The following is an 18,184-nucleotide window of genomic DNA, read 5'->3' as shown; positions in this document are numbered from 1 at the left end:
TCAGGCAAATTGGTTAAGAAACCGTTGGGTGAGAATCGCGAGACCCCCGAATGCGATCGCCACCCCGTATGGAATTTCCGGACGTCCTTCGCGCTTTCTGGCGCGGTGCCAGCCAAGGATCAGCAGGGTCAGAACCCCGCCCGCGATCGACATCAGGATAAGAAATTTGATTGTTGACGCAGGTGAGAACCACAGCGCCAATGCCGCTGCGAGCTTGACGTCTCCCCCGCCCATCATTCCCGCGAAGAATGCCGCGGCCAGCAGAGTGAACACGGCGAGACCTGCCGCGACCTGCACCGCGATTCCCGGCCAAGGCGCGAGTGCGATGGACAGCCAATAAAGCGGCGCGAGCAGCGCAACCGTTGCGTTCAGCCGATTCGAGATCGTGAACGTGCGAACGTCGATTACCGCCGCCGTGATGAGCAGCGCGGCGAGGATCGCGAGCAGGATCTCGGTAAACAGGCCGTTGAACATGGCCCACACCACTAGACGGTGGGGCTTTCCAATTCGTAACCGACCGCGTGGACTTCGATGTTGTCATAGTCGGCGGCGGGATCGCCGGAGCTAGCCTGGGTGCAGAAATCTCGGCGCAGCGCCGTACGCTGATCGTCGAGGCGGAGGAATATTGCGGATTTCACTCCACCGGCCGCTCGGCGGCATTCTGGCTGGAAAGTTATGGAGGCCCAAAGGTCTCGGCGTTGAGCCGCGCGTCTCGGCCGTTTCTGGAGGCGCCGCCGGCGAATTTCTCGGAGTCCGGGTTCCTGCGAACACGCGGAGCCGTTCATCTGGGGCGCGACGAACAGCCGGAATCGCCGGTGGGTGTTGAGTCGCGGCCGCTCGATCGCGAAGAGCTTCGCCGGCTGATCCCGGGCATCCGACCGGAATGGCACTTCGCCGTGTATGAGCCGGGCTGTGCGGACATCGATGTCGCTGCGCTTCACGCGGCGTATCTGCGTAAGTTCAAGAAACGCGGTGGGCGAATCGAGACCAATGCACGGCTCGACCGTGCAACTCTTCATGCCGGGCGATGGGCGATTCGCCTCGATAACGGTGAGACGGTTCAGGCGGGAACGTTAGTGAATGCTGCCGGCGCCTGGGCTGATGATGTTGCAAACAGATGTGGCGCGCGGCCGCTGGGAATAGCGCCCAAGCGGCGCACGATGGTTCAACTGAAGGTCGGCCGGCGCGGCCTGAAGGACATTCCGCTCGTCGACGATGCAGCTGGCACTTTTTACTTCAAGGGGGAAAGCGACAGCAGCATCTGGCTGACTCCGCACGACGAGATCGCGACCGATCCATGCGACGCTGCGCCGGAAGAGATCGATGTCGCGACGGCCATCGACCGATTCGAGCATGTGGTCGACTGGCGCATCGAGCGGGTCGAGCGGCGCTGGGCGGGCCTCCGAAGCTTCGCGCCGGATCGGCTGCCTGTTTATGGCTTCGCGACGGAGCAGCCCGGGTTCTTCTGGTGCGCCGGCCAGGGCGGGTTCGGAATCCAGACCGCCCCGGCCGCCGCCAAGCTGGCAAGCTCGATGCTGCTGGAAACGCCGCGCGATTCGATGGTCGCAGAAATTGAGGCCTCGGTCTTCTCGCCAAGGCGGTTTGCCTAGCGGAGCTTGTCGGCCTCCGCGCACGCCAGAGCATCGACGCGATCGTTCTCGGCATGGCCGCTGTGGCCTTTCACCCAATGCCATTCCACCCGATGCGGCGCGGTTGCATCCATTAGCTCCTGCCACAGCTTCGCGTTCTTGACCGGCTTCTTGTCGGATGTTCGCCATCCGTTGCGCTGCCAATTGTGGATCCAGCGCGTGATACCGTCCCGCACATAGATGCTGTCCGTATGCAGCTGGACCCGACACGGACGCTTGAGCACCTCAAGGCCCTTGATGGCGGCCATGAGCTCCATGCGATTGTTGGTCGTCAGCTGTTCGCCGCCCGAAACTTCGCGTTCCTTGCTTCCCATTCGAAGCAACGCGGCCCAGCCGCCCGGTCCCGGGTTTCCCCGGCAGGCGCCGTCTGTAAAGATTTCGACGAGCGGCAGCTCCGCCACTAAGCGACAAGCTCGCGCGGCAGCTTGAACGTCATGCGTTCGGGCGTGTGATCGGCGATTTCTTCGCGCACATCGAATCGTGACCCGAGCGCATCCACCACCTCACGGACGAGGACCTCGGGTGCAGAGGCCCCAGCGGTGATTCCAACCGTCCGAGGTTGTCCAAGCCAATCCCAGTCGATGTCGCTTGCCCGCTCGATGAGGCGTGCTGGGGCGCCCATCCGCTCCGCGACTTCGGCCAAGCGCAGGGAATTGCTGCTGTTCGGCGCACCAATGACCAGCACGCGGTCGCATTCGGCGGCGATCGCCTTGACCGCGGCCTGGCGGTTGGACGTCGCGTAACAAATGTCCTCGCTTCGCGGGGCCTTGATGCCAGGGAATCTGCGCTGAAGCGCTTCGACAATCGCTGCCGTATCATCCACCGAGAGTGTCGTTTGGGTCAGGAAGGCAAGGTTTCCAGGATCCGCGACCTCGATCCGCGCGACGTCGTCCACGGTTTCGACGAGGGTCATCGATCCCGGCGGAACCTGGCCGAAAGTCCCGATCACTTCCGGATGTCCGGCGTGCCCGATGAAAAGAATGTGGCGACCGTCGGCGATGAGGCGCTCCGCCTGGCGATGAACCTTGGACACAAGCGGGCAAGTGGCGTCGACGTAGCTCAGGCCGCGGTCCTGCGCCGCGGCAGGAACAGCCTTAGGGACCCCATGGGCGGAGAAAACCACCGGCCGATCGTCCGGGACTTCGTCCAGCTCATCGACGAACACCGCGCCGAGCCCGCGCAGCCGCTCCACGACGAAGCGATTGTGGACGATTTCGTGCCGCACGTAGACGGGCGCCCCGAAGCGCTCGAGCGCGAGCTCGACGATCTGGATTGCCCGATCGACGCCCGCGCAGAAGCCGCGGGGGGCCGCGATCAGGACCTTGAGGGGAGGGCGGTTGACCATCGACGCGGCATGTAAGGCATCGCTTGCAGGCTTAGAAGGGCCTTCCTATGACGCGCGGACAGTTGTTCTGCAGTCAAGGAATTCCCCACCTCATGAAGCTCCGCCTCGCCGCTTTGCTTGCCCTGACCCTGCTTGGCGGGTGCGTACACCGAGGGGACGTGATCGAGGGGCAGGGCATTTATGCGGTCCGGAGTTCCTGTCCGATTGCCGGCGTTCCTGCTGCGACGGGCGACATCACCTTGTTCAACCCGGCTGGGAGCACCGATTCCCGTGCCATCGACGTCACTGCAGCGATCAGCGACGTTCGAGGGGTGTGCCAGGACGTGGGCAACGATGTCGTGTCGACGATCACGTTCACGATCACCGGCCTGCGTCGCGACGCCGGCCCGGCGCGACAGGTCGTGCTCCCTTATTTCGATGTCGCCCTGCAGGGCGGCACGACGATCGTCGCGAAGCGCGTCGGACAGGCGGTCCTCAATTTCCAGCCTGGAGCCATCCATTCGTGGACGCGCTTGCAGGCGACGGTGCGCGTGAACCGCGGGGCCGCGACGCTCCCGGCGAACGTTCGGGAGATCCTGAACCGGCCGCGCAAGCCCGGTGAGGCCGAAGCGGCGGTCGATCCGCTTTCGGATCCTGCCGTGCGCACCGCAGTCCAGAATGCGACATTTGAGCATTTGATCGGCTTCCAGCTCACGAACGAGCAGCTGCGCTACAACGCAACCCGCTAAGCTTTCGCCGAAAACCCGCGTTGACTCGCGCGCGGGGGCGAGCCAAGGCCCACCGCGTCGCCGGCGGGGAAGCTCGCCGGAAGGCCGCGCGGGAGAGTCTGCAACTTGCAGCGCCGAAGGAGCAACCGCCCCCGGAATCTCTCAGGCACCAGGACCGCGCGCGCCTGACAGTCTGGAAAGTGTCCGCCCAACTGCGGACCGCCGAAGGGGCAAAGCTCTCAGGCGCAGCGACAGACGGGGGCGGCGGTCGATCATCACGGTCGAGCGTTGGCTGTCGTCACCTGACCCGGAGCGCCCATGAGCAAGGAAGTCCACAGCGGCCCCACCGACGAAACCCAGGCTCGGGGCACGCCCTTTAGCGGCGATCCCACTGGCGGCGAAGGTGTCGAAGCCCCCCGGTTGGGGCGCCTGCCTCTCGATGGATGGCATCGTTCGAAGGGCGGGCGGATGGTCCCGTTCGCGGGCTATGAGATGCCTGTCCAGTATGAAGGCATCATGGCCGAGCATCTGTGGACGCGTGAGAATGCGGGCCTGTTCGACGTAAGCCACATGGGCCAGCTGCTGGTGCACGGGCGAGGCGCCGACATGGCGCTGGAAAAACTGCTTCCGGGCGATTTCCAGGCCCTTGGCGACATGAAGCTAAAATATTCGCTCCTCCTCAATGACGAGGGCGGCATCATCGACGACCTGATGGTGACCAGGCGCGGCGACGACTTCTACGTGGTCGTGAACGGTGCGACCAAGCACGGCGATATCGAGGACCTCGAAAGTCGGCTGCCGCGCGAAGTCGTCATAGATCATATGAAGGAGCAGGCCTTGCTTGCCCTGCAGGGCCCACGCGCCGCCGAGGTGCTTAGCCAAATCATCCCGGGCGTCAGCGAGTTGTCCTTCATGCAGGGCGGACCGTTCGACCTCGACGGCGTTTCCGTATGGGTCAGCCGCTCGGGCTACACGGGCGAGGACGGCTTCGAGATTTCCGTGCCGTCTTCCGACGTCGAGCGCGTTGCGGAAAGGCTCGTCGGCAACCCCCTCGTAAAGCCGATCGGCCTGGGTGCCCGCGATTCGCTGCGCCTCGAAGCAGGACTGCCGCTCTACGGCCATGACCTCGACCCGGAGACTACGCCGGTCATGGCCGGGCTCAATTTCGCGATCAACAAGCGCCGGCGGGCTGACGGCGGTTTCGCTGGAGCCCTTCGCATTCTCGCCGAGATCGAGAATGGCGCGCCGCAAAAGCGCGTCGGATTCGACGTCGACGGGCGGCAGCCGGTGCGTGAGGGCGCACTCGTGCTCGACGCTGAAGGCAATGAGGTTGGCCGGGTAACCAGCGGCGGCTTCTCGCCGTCGCTCCAGCGGCCGATCGCGATGGGCTATGTCGCCGCGCATCTCTCGGAAATCGGCACCGCCCTGAAGCTCGAGCAGCGCGGAAAGCTGTTCGATGCCCGCGTCGCCGCAATGCCGTTCGTCCCCCACCGTTATCACCGCAAGGGAGCCGCCTGATGTCTCTGTATTTCACTCGCGAACATGAATGGGTCCGCGTCGACGGCGAAACCGCGACCGTCGGCATCTCCAACCACGCGCAGGAAGCCCTCGGCGACATCGTTTTCGCCGAAGTGCCCGAGGCAGGGCGCAAGCTCAATAAGGGCCAGGAAGCTGCTGTCGTGGAGTCCGTGAAGGCGGCATCGGACGTCTACGCGCCTGTCGCCGGCGAGGTCGTCGAGGGCAATAAGGCGGTCGCGGACGATCCGAGCCTGATCAACAGCGATCCGGAAGGCGAAGGTTGGTTCTTCAGGCTGAAGCTAGACAACCCGGGCGAAGTCGAAGGCCTGATGGACGAGGCATCGTACCGCGACTGGATCAAAACGCTTTGAGGCCAGCGGTCGCCTCGACCAGCAAATGGGATGCGGCGGACTACGCCCGCGTAGGCACGTTCGTGTCCGAGCTTGGCGGCGCTGCATTGGAGCTTCTCGATCCGCAGGCGGGCGAACGAATCCTGGACGTGGGTTGCGGCGAGGGCACCCTGACAAAGAAGATCGCCGAACGCGGCGCTACGGTCCTCGGGATCGACAATTCGCCCGAGATGGTCGCGGCGGCACAAGCGAATGGCGTTGATGCGCAACTGCTGGCCGCTGAGGCCATATCTTTCTCCGAGGAATTCGACGCGGCTTTCTCGAATGCCGCCCTTCACTGGGTGCTCGCCAAGGAGCAGGCGGCAGCGGCGATCTTCAGGGCCCTTCGGCCCGGCGGCCGCTTCGTTGGCGAGATGGGCGGCGAGGGGAACCTCGAGAAGCTGCGCGAGGCCTTGGATGACGAACTGATCGGCCGAGGTTATCGGCCGCCTTCCGAAGCCGGCAATTGGTACGCGTCACCGGAAGAATTCGCCGAGGTCTACGAGGAGGCGGGCTTCCGCGACGTCGATGCGCGCCTGATCGAGCGCCCGACTCCGATCGATCATGGCATCGCCGCCTGGGTCACAGCCTTCCGCAAGGGCTGGCTCGACCGAGCGCTGGTTCCTGAAGGCGAGCGCGCTGAAATTGCCGATGCCGTTGCCGACCGCGTCGGCTCCAACATGGCCGATTATGTCCGACTTCGCTTCATCATGAGGAAGCCCAACTGATGCGTTACCTGCCACTGAGCGACGCCGACCGCAGCGAGATGCTGCAAGTCATCGGCGCCGGCTCGATCGACGATTTGTTCCGCGACGTTCCTGCGGACCTGCGTCTCAAAGGACCGATCGAGGGCCTGCCGATGCACGCCTCGGAAATGGCGGTCGAGCGTCACATGACGGCGCTTTCGCGCAAGAACATGGTCGCCGGTGAAGCGCCGTTCTTCCTCGGCTGCGGCGCCTACCGCCACCATGTCCCTGCCAGCGTCGATCATATCATCCAGCGCGGCGAATATCTGACCAGCTACACGCCCTATCAGCCCGAGATCGCGCAGGGCACGCTGCAGATGCTGTTCGAATTCCAGACCCAGGTGGCGCGGCTGCTCGGCTGCGAAGTCGCGAACGCGTCGATGTACGACGGTTCGACCGCCATGTGGGAAGCGATCGTGATGGCGCACCGCATCACGCGCCGGAACCGCACAATCATCTCATCCGGCGTGCATCCGCATTACGTCGGCGTCGCCAGGACGATGGCCAAGTTCACGGAGGACAAGCTCCAGGCTTCTCTGCCCGAGCTGACCGGTGAAACCGACGCCGAAAAGCTGATCGCGGCAATCGATGGGGAAACCAGCGCGGTCGTGGTGCAATATCCCGACATTCTCGGACGCATCGTCGATCTCGCCCCGATCGCCGAGGCGGCGCATGCCGCCGGGGCGCTGCTCATCGCGGTCGTGACCGAGCCGGTCGCGCTCGGCCTCATCAAATCGCCTGGCGAGATGGGCGCGGACATCGTCGTCGGGGAAGGACAGTCGATCGGCGTCGGCCTGCAGTTCGGCGGCCCCTATGTCGGATTGTTCGCTACGCGCCAGAAGTTCGTCCGGCAAATGCCTGGCCGCCTCGCCGGCGAGACGGTCGACGCCGAAGGCAAGCGCGGCTTCGTACTCACCCTGTCCACCCGCGAGCAGCACATCCGGCGCGAGAAGGCGACGTCGAACATCTGCACCAACTCGGGGCTCTGCGCGCTAGCTTTCTCGATCCACATGAGCCTGCTTGGGGAGAAGGGGCTTCGGCAGCTTGCTCAATTGAATCACGCGCGCGCGTGCGAAGCGGCGGAGCAGCTGGAAACAATCCCCGGCGTCACGGTGATCAACGAAAGCTTCTTCAACGAATTCACGGTGAACCTGCCAGTCGAGGCGCGCCCGGCGGTTCATGCCATGGTCCAAAAGGGCGTGCTCGGCGGAGTGTCGCTCGGGCGGCTATATCCCGGCGTCGATGCGCTCAAGAACGGCCTGGTGATCGCGGTTACGGAGACTTCGACGAGTGAGGACATTGCGGCGCTGAAGGCGGCGCTCGAGGAGGTGGTGCAGTGACCGTCAATCCTTCAGGCTGGCGGCCTTCCGCGCCCGCGAACGAGCAGGGCGAAGCGCAGACGGTAACTGGAAACCGCGCACTGATGCTCGAAGAGCCTTTGCTGTTCGAGATCGGCAAGACGGACCAGACGGGCGTCGATTTTGCCGAAATGCCCGAACGCTCGTCTCGCATCGGGTCCCTGGAACGCTCGAAGCCGATCGACCTCGCAGGTCTCAGCGAACCGGAAGCTGTCCGGCATTACACGCGGTTGTCGAGGCAGAATTACGCCATCGACCTGGGGCTGTTCCCGCTCGGCTCCTGCACGATGAAGCACAACCCGCGCCTCAACGAAAAGGTAGCGCGGCTTCCTGGATTTGCAGATGTGCATCCGCTGCAGCCGCAGGAAACGGTGCAGGGCGCGCTGCAGGTGATCAACGAACTTGCCTTCTGGCTCCTCGATCTCACGGGGATGCACGGAGTTGCGATGAGCCCGAAGGCGGGAGCCCACGGCGAGCTGTGCGGTCTTCTCTGCATTCGCGCTGCGCTGGAAGCACGCGGAGACAAGCGCGAGGTTGTCCTCGTTCCCGAGAGTGCCCACGGCACCAACCCGGCGACCGCGGCCTTCGCCGGCTACCGTGTCGAGAATATTCCTGCAAACGCGGCCGGACGCGTCGACCTCGACGCTTTGAAGGCACGCCTGGGCCCGGACGTCGCTGCGGTGATGATCACCAATCCCAATACCTGCGGACTGTTCGAGCCCGACATGAAGGCGATCAGCGACGCGGTCCACGCGGCGGGAGCGTTCGTCTATTGCGACGGCGCGAACTTCAACGCGATCGTCGGCAAGGTCCGCCCCGGCGACCTCGGCATCGATGCGATGCACATCAACCTGCACAAGACATTCTCGACGCCCCACGGCGGCGGAGGCCCGGGCTCGGGTCCGGTTGTGCTGTCCGAAGCTCTTGCGCCCTACGGGCCGCTGCCATTCGCAGCGAAATATCCTGACGGCAGCTACAAGATGGTCGAGGAAGAAAATGCGGGGGACGAACATCCGAACGCCTTCGGGAGGATGGTCGCCTTCCACGGACAGACGGGCATGTTCACCCGTGCGCTTGCCTACATTCTCAGTCACGGCGCCGACGGGCTGAAGCAGGTAGCGGAGGATGCTGTTCTCAATGCGAATTACGTCCTGCGCAGCCTCGAAGATGTCCTGGACGCACCTTTCGCGGAAAGCGGGCCCTGCATGCACGAAGCCATATTCTCGGACAAAGGCTTCGCCGGGGGTCTCAGCACCATCGATCTTGCGAAGGCTCTGATCGACGAGGGCTTCCACCCGATGACGATGTATTTCCCGCTGGTCGTTCATGGCGCGATGCTGATCGAGCCGACCGAGACGGAATCCAAGGCCGGGCTTGACCAGTTCATCGCGGCAGTCCGTGCGATTGCCGAGCGAGCGAAAGCTGGGGACCAGAGCCTCAAGGGTGCACCGGTTCACGCGCCGCGTCGGCGTCTCGATGAGACGCTCGCCGCTCGGAAACCGATCCTTACCTATCGAGAGCCGGAGCCGGCGCAGGCCGCCGAGTGAGCGACGAGCGGCGCTTTTATGAGGCGCCGCAGGCTGGCGCCCTCCGCTCGGCGCCAGCTGCGCTTCGCAACCGGCAACCGATCGCCGAGGTCTTGAAGGACTGGCTGCCGTCGACAGGAACGGTCCTGGAGATCGCCAGCGGAACGGGCGAGCACGCCGAATACTTCGCAGATCGCTTCCCTGAGCTTGATTGGCAGCCCAGCGATGTGGATCCGGGCGCTCTGGCCTCGATCGAGGCATGGCGCGTCGAATCTGCTCGGCAGAACTTTTTCCCGCCTTTGGTCATTGATGCAGCGCAAGGCGAATGGCCGATCAACGGCGCGGATGCCGTGCTCAGCATCAACATGGTTCACATCAGCCCCTGGGCTTCCGCGCTGGGACTGATCGCCGGCGCCGCACAGCTGCTGAAGTCGGGCGCTCCGCTGATCCTGTACGGGCCCTGGCTCAGATCGAATGTTCCAACGGTTGCGAGCAATTTAGCCTTCGACGCGGACCTCAGGCGGCGGGATCCTGCCTGGGGCCTGAGGACGGTCGAGGATTTCGCTGCTGCCGCCGAGCCACAGGGCTTCGAGCTTGTCGAAACGCGCGATATGCCGGCTAATAATCTGATGCTACTTTTTGTCCGGACGCCCTAGCTCGTTAAACTAAGTTTTACCCGATCGGGCCTAAGGATGGCCCGATGGACCAGAGCAGCATCACGCATAACCGGTCTTCGCGCCGCTCGCCGGTGCTTCTTGCCGCATCCGTCGAAGTCGGCGGCGCGACGCAGGCGGTCAAGCTGCGCAACCTATCCAAAGACGGTGCCCTGATCGAGGGTGACGCGCTTCCGGTGGAAGGCTCCTCGACGCTGTTCTGCAGGAACGACCTCAGCGTTCGAGCGCGCGTTGCCTGGGTACAGGGGCGCTTCGCGGGACTCGCTTTCGAGCGGCCTCTCGAAAAGGAGGAAGTGCTCCGGAACGTCCCGAAGCCAAAGGCGCGGATCCAGCCCGAATTTCGCCGTCCGGGACTCGCCTGCCGGCCATTGAGCGAAGACGAACGCAGGATGATTGAGCGCTGGATGACCACGGCTCCAGTGCCGCGGCCCGGCGACTGATCAGACCGCCGTCGGCGGTCCCTCCTGCTGGTCTTTCAGCCACTCAACAAGTTCCGGAAGCGAAAGCGCGCGATTGAAGGTCACGCCGTAAGTATCGCCGCTCCGCCAGCGAATTACGCCTGGGGAGGCGGGGAGGCCGCTGAGTGAGACGACGACGTCCGCGCCGACCGGAAGTTCGCTGGTGCTCAGGACCTTCAGGCCACCCTGCGAGACGTTCTCCACGGCAATGCGGTGGATATAGCCGTCTTCGCGCAGCCACCCATTGCAGCTGACCTCGATCCGCGGCTTGCGCGGGCGAGGGCCATTGTCTGGGGTTGAGATGAGACCGATCACGTCGATGGGCTCATCGAATTCGACGCCGACGTTGTCGCCGCGCGTCCAGCGGGCGGTGCCGCTCACCGGTTCGCCCTGCCGGAGTTCGATCGAGACCCGAGTGCCTTCAGCGAGGTGGGAATATGGTCGAATCAGCATTCCGCCGACCGAGATATTCTTGATTAGACAGAGCTCGCGACGCCCTTCCACCAGCAGCGATCCGACGCGAAGGAGGCTCACGTGCCTCTCATCGGCCCGTCTCTGTTTGGGAGACGGGGGTGACTTCTCTAACGAGTAAAGCGTGGTCTCGACCGGTTGTTGGTCCAAAATTGCAGCTCCAAGCCTCGATTGCGCACGTCAATCCAGCTCGCCACGCGAGCCGCCCCACGCATGAGCCGTAACGATGACCCCTTACCAGTTCGTTTCAGACCGGTTCGCTTCGGTTGGAATTTGCGCCGCCTATCTATCGGTCGTAGTGTTCCAGGCAGGGAGGTCCCGATGCGGAGACTCATGGCACTGGCCGTTTGTTTGATTGGATCGGCGCCCCCGCTTTCAGCGCAGGCTCCCGGAATACAGCTGCAGCCCGTAAGCGGACCGCAGCCGATTGATCAGACCACGCAGACCGACGACGTCCAGATGAAGGACGACGTCGACGAGCGGATGACGGTCCCGGTCATGCTCGCGGGTTCAGGCCCGTACCGCTTCCTTGTCGACACCGGAGCGGACCGCACCGCCGTTTCGCGCCAGGTTGCCGATCGCCTTCGCTTCACGCGGCAGGCGCCAGTGATGCTTCACAGCGTATCCGGCGCGACCTCCGTTGAAACGGCCAAGATTCCCCTGCTCGAACTCGATCGGAAGCGAGTGCGCGAGATCGACGCTGCGCTTCTGGATAGGGCCCACATGGGAGCAGACGGCATCCTGGGAGTGGATTCCCTCGCCTCGCAGCGGGTCATGTTCGACTTCGACAAGAATACGATGTCGGTGGTTCCTTCCTCGGCCCCCGACTTCAGGGGCGAGCCTGGCACGATCGTGGTGGTCGGCAAGCGTCGCTATGGTCGTCTGCTGTTTACCAATGCTAGCGTGAACGGCCGGCGCGTCGTTGTGGTGATCGATACCGGTTCTGCCGTGAGCCTCGGGAACGAAGCGCTGCGCCGGCAATTGCAGGGTAAGCGCGTGCGGGCGTCCAAGGACCAAGTCGAACTCCTGTCGGTCACCGGCGGCAAGATATCCGGCAATTACACCTTCGTCCGCGAGCTCGAGCTGGGTGGGGTCACGCTCAATGATCTCGGGATCATCTTCACCGACGCGCACACGTTTCGGCAGCTCGACCTTGAGAACAGGCCCGCGCTGTTGCTCGGCATGAACGCCATCCGAGCATTCAAGAAGGTGTCGATAGACTTCGCGAACCGTAAGTTCCGGGTGATGTTGCCGGAGAGAAGCGAAATGGAAACGCGCTGGGCGGCCGCGCGGACGCGTTAATTCAAAGCCAGTCACTGCCAGAACCACTTTTGGGCTCGCGACTCTTCCCTGTTCTGCCTGCTAAAACAGCGAGGCTGGCCAGCCGTGGACCCACACGTTGACCATCCGCTGTTCAGATAAGCCAGTTCGGACAATGCCTTAGCCGTCTTTGTGCCGCAAAGACCAGCGGCGCGATGAGGGCTCGAACAGGGAGCAGCCAAGCGAGTCTGCAATCTTTCGTCAACGTTTTCAACGGGTTAATTCAAGGCGTTAGTTGCCCGGACGAGGGCAACCTGCTACAATCCGACTATTCGCCCCGAACGTAACCGAGGGGGCGGAGCAGCACTCCGCAAGTCGTGCAACCCGTTGCACCAGGGAGAGCAGAAATGGGCTTTCGAGGACGAGCTCCTCGGCTGGACCCGTAACTGCTCGGTTCCTTTGGTGACCCACAATGGACGTTTCGATCAACCACGCTGCCTCTAAGATACGTGTTCGGTCCCGCCTCCGCACGGTCGCAGCTGCGCAATTGTCGGTTCCGATGACCTTTGATCTCAAGGATCTTCGGATTTTCATTGTCTATCGTTCGCCAGCCGAGCTGAAGGCATCTCGTCGATCGCTGCGCAAATATTCCAAATTGGCGGTTGAGCGGATGGAGCGCGCTATCAGTCAATTCGGATTTCTCGTACCCATCATCGCTGACCAGAATGGCCGCATCGTTGTCGGAGACCGCCGGTGGGCCGCCGCCAAGAAACTCAAGCTTGAACTCGTTCCCGTTATCGAGCTGTCCCACCTTAGCGATGAACAGCTTCGCTTGTTCACCATCCTGGACAACAAGCTGTCCGAGGATGGTGAGTGGGACCTCGGTGAGCTTCGCGCGGAGTTCGATGAACTCATCGACCTCAGCTTCGATATTAGCTTCAACATCGAGGATACCGGTTTCTCCACCGCCGAGTTGGATTGTTTGCCCGTCACGAAGTCGGAAGCTGGGCAGGAACCGGAGGATGACGTCCCTGATGTTTGGTCGGTCCCTGTCTCGGCTTCGGGTGCTCTTTGGGCGCTCGGCGATCACCGTCTGATCTGCGCGAGTTGTCGCGAGGAGCAGAGTTTCGAACAGCTGCTTGGCGCGGAACGCGCGCAGATGATCTTCAGCGATGCCCCCTATAACCTCCCGGCGAAAGCCATCTCTGGCAACGGCAAGCACCAGCATGGCAATTTCGCCATGGCGTCGGGAGAGATGGCGCCGACGGAGTTTACCAGTTTCCTCTGTTCGTCTTTCGAGTTGCTGGCGAAGTTCAGCATCGACGGTTCGATACACTATCAGTGCATGGACTGGCGCCACATGCGCGAGATGCTCGACGCGGGTCACGCGGCTTACACCGAACTCAAGAACCTCGTCGTGTGGAAGAAGCACTCGGCGGGAATGGGCAGCTTTTACCGTTCTCAGCACGAACTCGTCTTCGTGTGGAAGAACGGCAGTGCTCCGCACGTCAATAATTTCGGTCTCGGGGAGACAGGTCGATATCGCTCGAACGTTTGGGACTACCGCGGGAACGCGGGTTTCCACGGTGAGCGCAGCGACGAACTTGCATCGCACGCTACCGTCAAGCCCTGGTCGATGGTCGCGGATGCGATCCGCGATTGTTCCAAGCATGGCGGGATCATCCTGGATCCGTTTGGCGGCTCCGGAACGACGCTTATCGCGGCGGAGCGAACGCGCCGTAAGGCGCGCTTGATCGAGATCGATCCGCTTTACTGTGATGTGACGATCCGCCGGTGGGAGAAGCTCACGGGCAAGGACGCCGTGCTCGTCGAAACCGGAGAGACGTTCAAGGAGCTCGAGGATCGCGCCAATGCCGCGCAAATCCCCGAAGCCGTCGCCGAAGATGACTTCGACGAGGAGGCCGAGTGATGGCGCGGCTTAGAAACGAGCCCGCGGAGAAGGTCGGTCCGGGCAATCCGCCGCGCAGCACACAGTTTCGCAAGGGGCAGTCGGGGAACCCTGGGGGCCGTCCGAAAAAGGAGCGGGACTTCGTCAAGCTGGTCGAGAAGGAACTCGACGAGATCGTCAGTGGCACCGAGAACGGCAAGACGGTCAACCTCATGAAGCGACAGTTGATCGTCAAAAAGCTCGTCAATGACGCGGCCAATGGGAATTTGAGAGCGATCGATCGCGTGATCGCTCTCGTTTCGGCCTCTTCCGACGAAGACAAGATGGTCGTGATCGACCCAGCTGTCCTCGCGAGCTTCCTGAGGCGCCATGGTGGTGGATCTGATGGTGAGGGAGGCGCGTCGTGAACCAGCTCCCTTCCAACCTTTATGACGCCATGGCGAGTGTCGACTTTCCGGTGTTCGTCGCGCGCGTCATGGAGACCCTCGAGCCCGGCAACCCCTACGAGGAGAACTGGCATATCCACCTGATTGCCAAGAAGCTCGAGGAGGTGCGGTCCGGGAAAACCAAAAGGTTGATGCTCAACATGCCGCCGCGGACCATGAAGAGCATCCTGGTCGGTATTGCGTTTGTTGCGTGGGTGCTGGGACATCATCCTGGGCGACAGATTATGTGCCTCACGTACAGCCGGGACGTTGCGAAGGCGCAGGCGAAGCTGTTCCAGCGCCTGATGGCCTGCGAATGGATCCGCCGTGTGTTTCCGAACCTGCGTCCACGAGTGCCCACCTCCCTGATGGAGTGGGAGAACTCGGTTGGAGGTTATCGTCTCGCTGCCTCAATCGACGGGAGCGTGTTGGGCCGCGGGGCGGACATCATCATTCTCGATGACCCCAACAAAGGACAGGAGATCTATTCCAAGGTCGCCCGCGACCGCGTGAAAAACGCTTACGACCACACAATCTCAACGCGCCTCAATCACCCTAAGAAAAGCGCGATTATCTGCGTCATGCAGCGCCTCCATGCCGACGATCTGGCTGGTCACATGCTCGCGCAGGAGGAGTGGGATCAGGTTCGGATCCCTGCAGTGGCCACGACCCGCGAGTGCTGGGACCTTGGATACGGACCGGCGCATGTTCGCCAGCCAGGTCACCTGATCCAGCCGACCAGGACAGGCGAGCGAGAGCTCGAGCTGCTGCGACGTAAGATGGGCCGGACCGCTTTCGAAGCTCAGTACCAGCAGCAGCCGGTCCCGGACGACGGGATTATCATCAAGCGCGGCTGGCTGCGCTTTAGTGAAGCACCGCCCGAGGAGTTCGATTTCAAGCTTATTAGTTGGGACACGGCCTCGACCCTGTCGGAGAATGCGGACTGGTCGGCGGGGACTGTCTGGGGACTTAGCGCTGGCGAAGTTCACCTGCTGCACGTCGAGCGCGTGCGTCTCGAGGTGCCCGACCTGCGCGCTCTGATTGAGAAGATGCATGTCGACTGCCGCGCCGACATGACACTGATCGAGGATGCGGACCTCGGCCGCGGGATCGCGCAGGATCTCCGACGCACCTCCACTCAATGCAAGCCTGTGATAGTCAGGCCGAGGATCGAGAAGCTTGCACGGATGCAGGCCAGGAGCGTCATGTTCGAAACCGGGCGCGTCGTTCTTCCGCGAGAAGCAACGTGGCTCTCCGATTATCTCGATGAGCTGCTTGGCTTCCCCAACCGGGCAAATGACGACCAGGTGGATAGCACGTCCCAGGCCCTTGATTGGATCCAGCAGCGGTTTGCGAGTGAGTTCCTGCCCGAGGGCTACGCCCGCCAGCGTCCTGCCGGCACCAAGCGGCCGAAGGGACTTCCACAATACAGCGGGAATGACCGACGCCCGTGAAGCTCAAAGCTGAATCCTCGCCTCCGAAGTCCCGAAAACCGAGACTTTTGTCGGGTCGCCATCAGCGCAATTAAAAAGCGTACACAGCTTCTGACTAAATCAATAATAACCAAAATCATCGGCCAATATGTCGGCTATCCGACATAAAATGTAGCCGAAAAAGCACACGCTTGCGCGGAAGCGACGACCAACGGAAACGTTTCGTTGTTACGGGGTTGTGACGTTGTCCGCACGCTTTCAGGGCGACGGCCCAGGGGGAGCCCATCTCAACTCGAATTTAAACGCCGCATTCGCGGCGAAAGGGGAAGTCTAACTTTATGAATATCACTAAGCGGCGCATCGCGCTTTTTACGGGAGCGTCCATTTCCGCGTTTGGCATGGCCATGCCGGCGCTTGCTGCAACCACCGTGACGCCCGGCGTTTATTCGCCCACGCCGCCCGCTGACACCGGCGCGAATGTGACCGACACACTGGACATCTCCGACATCGGTGACACCGGCGTGCACGACGTCAATGATCCCGCCGTGGCCGTCGTCAACAGCGTCGCTACCGGTGAAATTCGCCAGAATGCACTCGCAACCGGTGCTGATCCGGCCGGCGACGTTACGCTTTTGATCACGAACACGGGGGCCGCCCATGTCGGCGCGACAGCCACTGCCGTTGATGCAGCCGGAGACGCGACCGCGACCGCGCAGATATTCAACGACGGCGTCAACCAGATGGGGACGGGCGGCGGTACCGTCGCGCTGACCCTCGACAATGACGGGGCGCTGGGTGTTGGCGCGGTTGCTAATGCAACGGGCACGGGCTTGGCCGTGGCGAACGCTACGTTCGATGGCAGTGTCGGCTTCGGCTACGGCATCTACCAGCTCGGCTGGGGAGGCTCTGGCGCAGGCGCTGATGCGATCTCTATTGCGATTGATAATGGCGCCGACGGTATTCTCACGGTCCTTGCCAGCGCCAACGCGAACGGGGGCACGGCCGCCACTGCGCACGCTGATATCGATTTCGGCGTTTTCCAGAACGGCGCTAACGGGGTGACGATCAACGCCTCCATCGAGAACGATGGGATCATGGACGTTACCGCTACCGCCGCCGCGGTCGCTGCTTCCGGCGCCGCAGCCGCCAGCGCCGACGTCTTTGGTGGGATCGTCAATGTTGCATACACCGCTGACACTGCGACTGCTTTGATCGTCAACCATGGCGATATGGCCGTGAATGCCGCTGCGCTTGCGGTCGGGACTACGACTGCAGTTGCGAATGCCGCGATTGTCAACGGCATCGCCAACACCATCCTTGCGACCTCCGGCAACGCGGTCGTTTCCAACTACGGGACGATGGCGGTTGCTGCGAACGCAGTCGCGACTGGCGATATCGCAACGGCTAATGCCACCGTCGGAGCGACCACCGCTTCGGGTGGCACCGGCGTTGGTGTCGGCCAGGTCGTCAATTTCTTCGGGGGTGACGTCGCCACCGCAACGTTGTCGAACGAGGGCTCGATCGACATCACGGCCACAGCAACCGCGAACGGAACGACCTCCGGTTCTGCGAATGCTGTCGCGAATGGCATCGGCCAGTTCGTCTATGGCGATACGACGGCCGCAGCATCCCTGGTCAATACGGACACGATAAACGTTTCTGCCACGGCCATTGCGGTCGGGACCGATGTAGTGGCCAATGCCGCCGCGGTGGGCGCGTTCCAATCGGCGACTTCGGCGACTTTCTCGAACAGCGGCGACTACAGTGTCGTGGCGAGTGCGTCGGCGTCGGGCGATGCCGGTTCCGCGCACGCTAACGCGACCGGCCTGATTCAGAGCCGCGAGGGGTTGACGATCGCTGACACCAACAGCGGGTCGTTCAGCGTCGCGGCGAATGCGATTGCGCCTGAAACTGCTGTGGCGAATGCCATTGGCCTCAGCGTCGTTGCCGAGGGGCTGGTAGTGATTCCGGTCAGCTCGGTGGCGGCAGCTGCCGTAGCACCGGCGGTTCTGACGGGTACCATCACAAACAGTGGAACGATGAACGTCGTCGCCCACGCTTCAGGCGGCACGTTCACCACTTCTACTCCGGGCGGCGGGACCACCACGGTCGCGCAAAGCTCGGCCAACGCAACCGGCATTCGCCTGACTTCTGGCGTCAACACGGTTGCTGTCACCAACATCGGCACGCTCAGCGTCGATGCTATCGCCGAGAACGGTGGCGCGGCGACCGCTACGGGTATTGTTGTTGAGGACAACGGCCTCGGCACGCCAGTGACGGTAGACGATCCCACGACGCCTGAGGATGAGCGTGACC

At 62.8% G+C, this 18,184-nt stretch carries 18 protein-coding genes and 2 riboswitches; of the genes, 14 read left to right on the top strand and 4 right to left on the bottom strand.

Translation table 11 applies throughout. The features are described 5' to 3' along the window. Positions 1–474, bottom strand: coding sequence for an A24 family peptidase (locus tag LZ538_RS00090; protein ID WP_249829966.1), 474 nt, complete (start codon positions 472–474; stop codon positions 1–3). A 47-nt stretch (positions 475–521) separates the two neighbouring features. On the opposite strand from LZ538_RS00090, the gene LZ538_RS00085 reads away from it, so the two are divergent. After that, positions 522–1,610, top strand: a complete 1,089-nt coding sequence (locus tag LZ538_RS00085) for an NAD(P)/FAD-dependent oxidoreductase (protein WP_249829965.1) — start codon at positions 522–524, stop codon at positions 1,608–1,610. Here LZ538_RS00085 and rnhA read toward each other — a convergent pair. Both rnhA and ispH read right to left on the bottom strand, forming a co-directional pair. Next, the gene (gene rnhA, locus LZ538_RS00080; protein ID WP_249829964.1) at positions 1,607–2,050 is read right to left on the bottom strand and encodes a ribonuclease HI; all 444 of its coding nucleotides are present in this window, start codon (positions 2,048–2,050) and stop codon (positions 1,607–1,609) included. The two genes, LZ538_RS00085 and rnhA, sit on opposite strands and share 4 nt — an antisense overlap. After that, positions 2,050–2,994 (bottom strand): 4-hydroxy-3-methylbut-2-enyl diphosphate reductase, encoded by a 945-nt coding sequence (ispH, locus tag LZ538_RS00075; protein WP_249829963.1) that lies wholly within the window; start codon positions 2,992–2,994, stop codon positions 2,050–2,052. Before ispH ends, rnhA begins: the two co-directional genes overlap by 1 nt. Before the next feature lie 92 nt (positions 2,995–3,086). On the opposite strand from ispH, the gene LZ538_RS00070 reads away from it, so the two are divergent. From LZ538_RS00070 to LZ538_RS00035, 8 genes are all read left to right on the top strand, one after another. After that, positions 3,087–3,722, top strand: coding sequence for a hypothetical protein (locus LZ538_RS00070; protein WP_249829962.1), 636 nt, complete (start codon positions 3,087–3,089; stop codon positions 3,720–3,722). A 79-nt stretch (positions 3,723–3,801) separates the two neighbouring features. After that, positions 3,802–3,889, top strand: a riboswitch (glycine riboswitch). Between the two features lies 1 nt (position 3,890). After that, positions 3,891–3,960: riboswitch (glycine riboswitch) on the top strand. Positions 3,961–4,019: 59 nt separating this feature from the next. After that, a complete protein-coding gene (gcvT, locus tag LZ538_RS00065; protein ID WP_249829961.1) occupies positions 4,020–5,219 on the top strand; it encodes a glycine cleavage system aminomethyltransferase GcvT in 1,200 nt (399 codons plus the stop codon). Continuing rightward, positions 5,219–5,590 (top strand): glycine cleavage system protein GcvH, encoded by a 372-nt coding sequence (gene gcvH, locus LZ538_RS00060; RefSeq protein ID WP_249829960.1) that lies wholly within the window; start codon positions 5,219–5,221, stop codon positions 5,588–5,590. The genes gcvT and gcvH overlap by 1 nt, the downstream gene beginning before the upstream one ends. Positions 5,591–5,652: 62 nt before the next feature. After that, entirely contained in the window at positions 5,653–6,336 is a 684-nt protein-coding gene (locus LZ538_RS00055; protein ID WP_249829959.1) for a class I SAM-dependent methyltransferase, read from the top strand. Next, positions 6,336–7,694 carry an aminomethyl-transferring glycine dehydrogenase subunit GcvPA gene (gene gcvPA, locus LZ538_RS00050; RefSeq protein WP_249829958.1) on the top strand — a complete coding sequence of 453 codons (1,359 nt, stop codon included), beginning with the start codon at positions 6,336–6,338 and terminating at the stop codon, positions 7,692–7,694. The genes LZ538_RS00055 and gcvPA overlap by 1 nt, the downstream gene beginning before the upstream one ends. Next, positions 7,691–9,259: an aminomethyl-transferring glycine dehydrogenase subunit GcvPB gene (gene gcvPB, locus LZ538_RS00045; protein ID WP_249829957.1), complete on the top strand. Its 1,569-nt coding sequence runs from the start codon at positions 7,691–7,693 to the stop codon at positions 9,257–9,259. The genes gcvPA and gcvPB overlap by 4 nt, the downstream gene beginning before the upstream one ends. Further along, positions 9,256–9,894, top strand: coding sequence for a DUF938 domain-containing protein (locus LZ538_RS00040; RefSeq protein ID WP_249829956.1), 639 nt, complete (start codon positions 9,256–9,258; stop codon positions 9,892–9,894). The genes gcvPB and LZ538_RS00040 overlap by 4 nt, the downstream gene beginning before the upstream one ends. Before the next feature lie 44 nt (positions 9,895–9,938). Continuing rightward, on the top strand, positions 9,939–10,352 hold the full coding sequence (locus LZ538_RS00035) for a PilZ domain-containing protein (RefSeq protein ID WP_249829955.1): 414 nt from the start codon (positions 9,939–9,941) through the stop codon (positions 10,350–10,352). Here LZ538_RS00035 and LZ538_RS00030 read toward each other — a convergent pair whose 3' ends face one another. Then, on the bottom strand, positions 10,353–10,991 hold the full coding sequence (locus tag LZ538_RS00030; protein ID WP_283937521.1) for a PilZ domain-containing protein: 639 nt from the start codon (positions 10,989–10,991) through the stop codon (positions 10,353–10,355). It abuts the gene before it with no gap. A gap of 171 nt (positions 10,992–11,162) precedes the next feature. Between LZ538_RS00030 and LZ538_RS00025 the strand changes: the two genes are divergently transcribed. The 5 genes from LZ538_RS00025 to LZ538_RS00005 form a co-directional block, all read left to right on the top strand. Further along, on the top strand, positions 11,163–12,143 hold the full coding sequence (locus tag LZ538_RS00025; RefSeq protein ID WP_249829953.1) for a retroviral-like aspartic protease family protein: 981 nt from the start codon (positions 11,163–11,165) through the stop codon (positions 12,141–12,143). A gap of 517 nt (positions 12,144–12,660) precedes the next feature. Further along, the gene (locus LZ538_RS00020) at positions 12,661–14,031 is read left to right on the top strand and encodes a site-specific DNA-methyltransferase (protein WP_249829952.1); all 1,371 of its coding nucleotides are present in this window, start codon (positions 12,661–12,663) and stop codon (positions 14,029–14,031) included. Further along, a complete protein-coding gene (locus LZ538_RS00015) occupies positions 14,031–14,417 on the top strand; it encodes a DUF5681 domain-containing protein (RefSeq protein ID WP_249829951.1) in 387 nt (128 codons plus the stop codon). The genes LZ538_RS00020 and LZ538_RS00015 overlap by 1 nt, the downstream gene beginning before the upstream one ends. Further along, on the top strand, positions 14,414–15,889 hold the full coding sequence (gene terL, locus LZ538_RS00010) for a phage terminase large subunit (protein WP_249829950.1): 1,476 nt from the start codon (positions 14,414–14,416) through the stop codon (positions 15,887–15,889). Before LZ538_RS00015 ends, terL begins: the two co-directional genes overlap by 4 nt. A 317-nt stretch (positions 15,890–16,206) precedes the next feature. Then, a partial coding sequence (locus LZ538_RS00005; protein ID WP_249829949.1) for a beta strand repeat-containing protein occupies positions 16,207–18,184 on the top strand: 1,978 nt, incomplete at its 3' end.

The organism is Sphingomonas hankyongi (assembly GCF_023516575.1).
Taxonomy (GTDB): domain Bacteria; phylum Pseudomonadota; class Alphaproteobacteria; order Sphingomonadales; family Sphingomonadaceae; genus Sphingomicrobium; species Sphingomicrobium hankyongi.
Note: the sequence above shows the minus strand (reverse complement) of the source record. Positions and strands in the feature narration are given on the sequence as shown.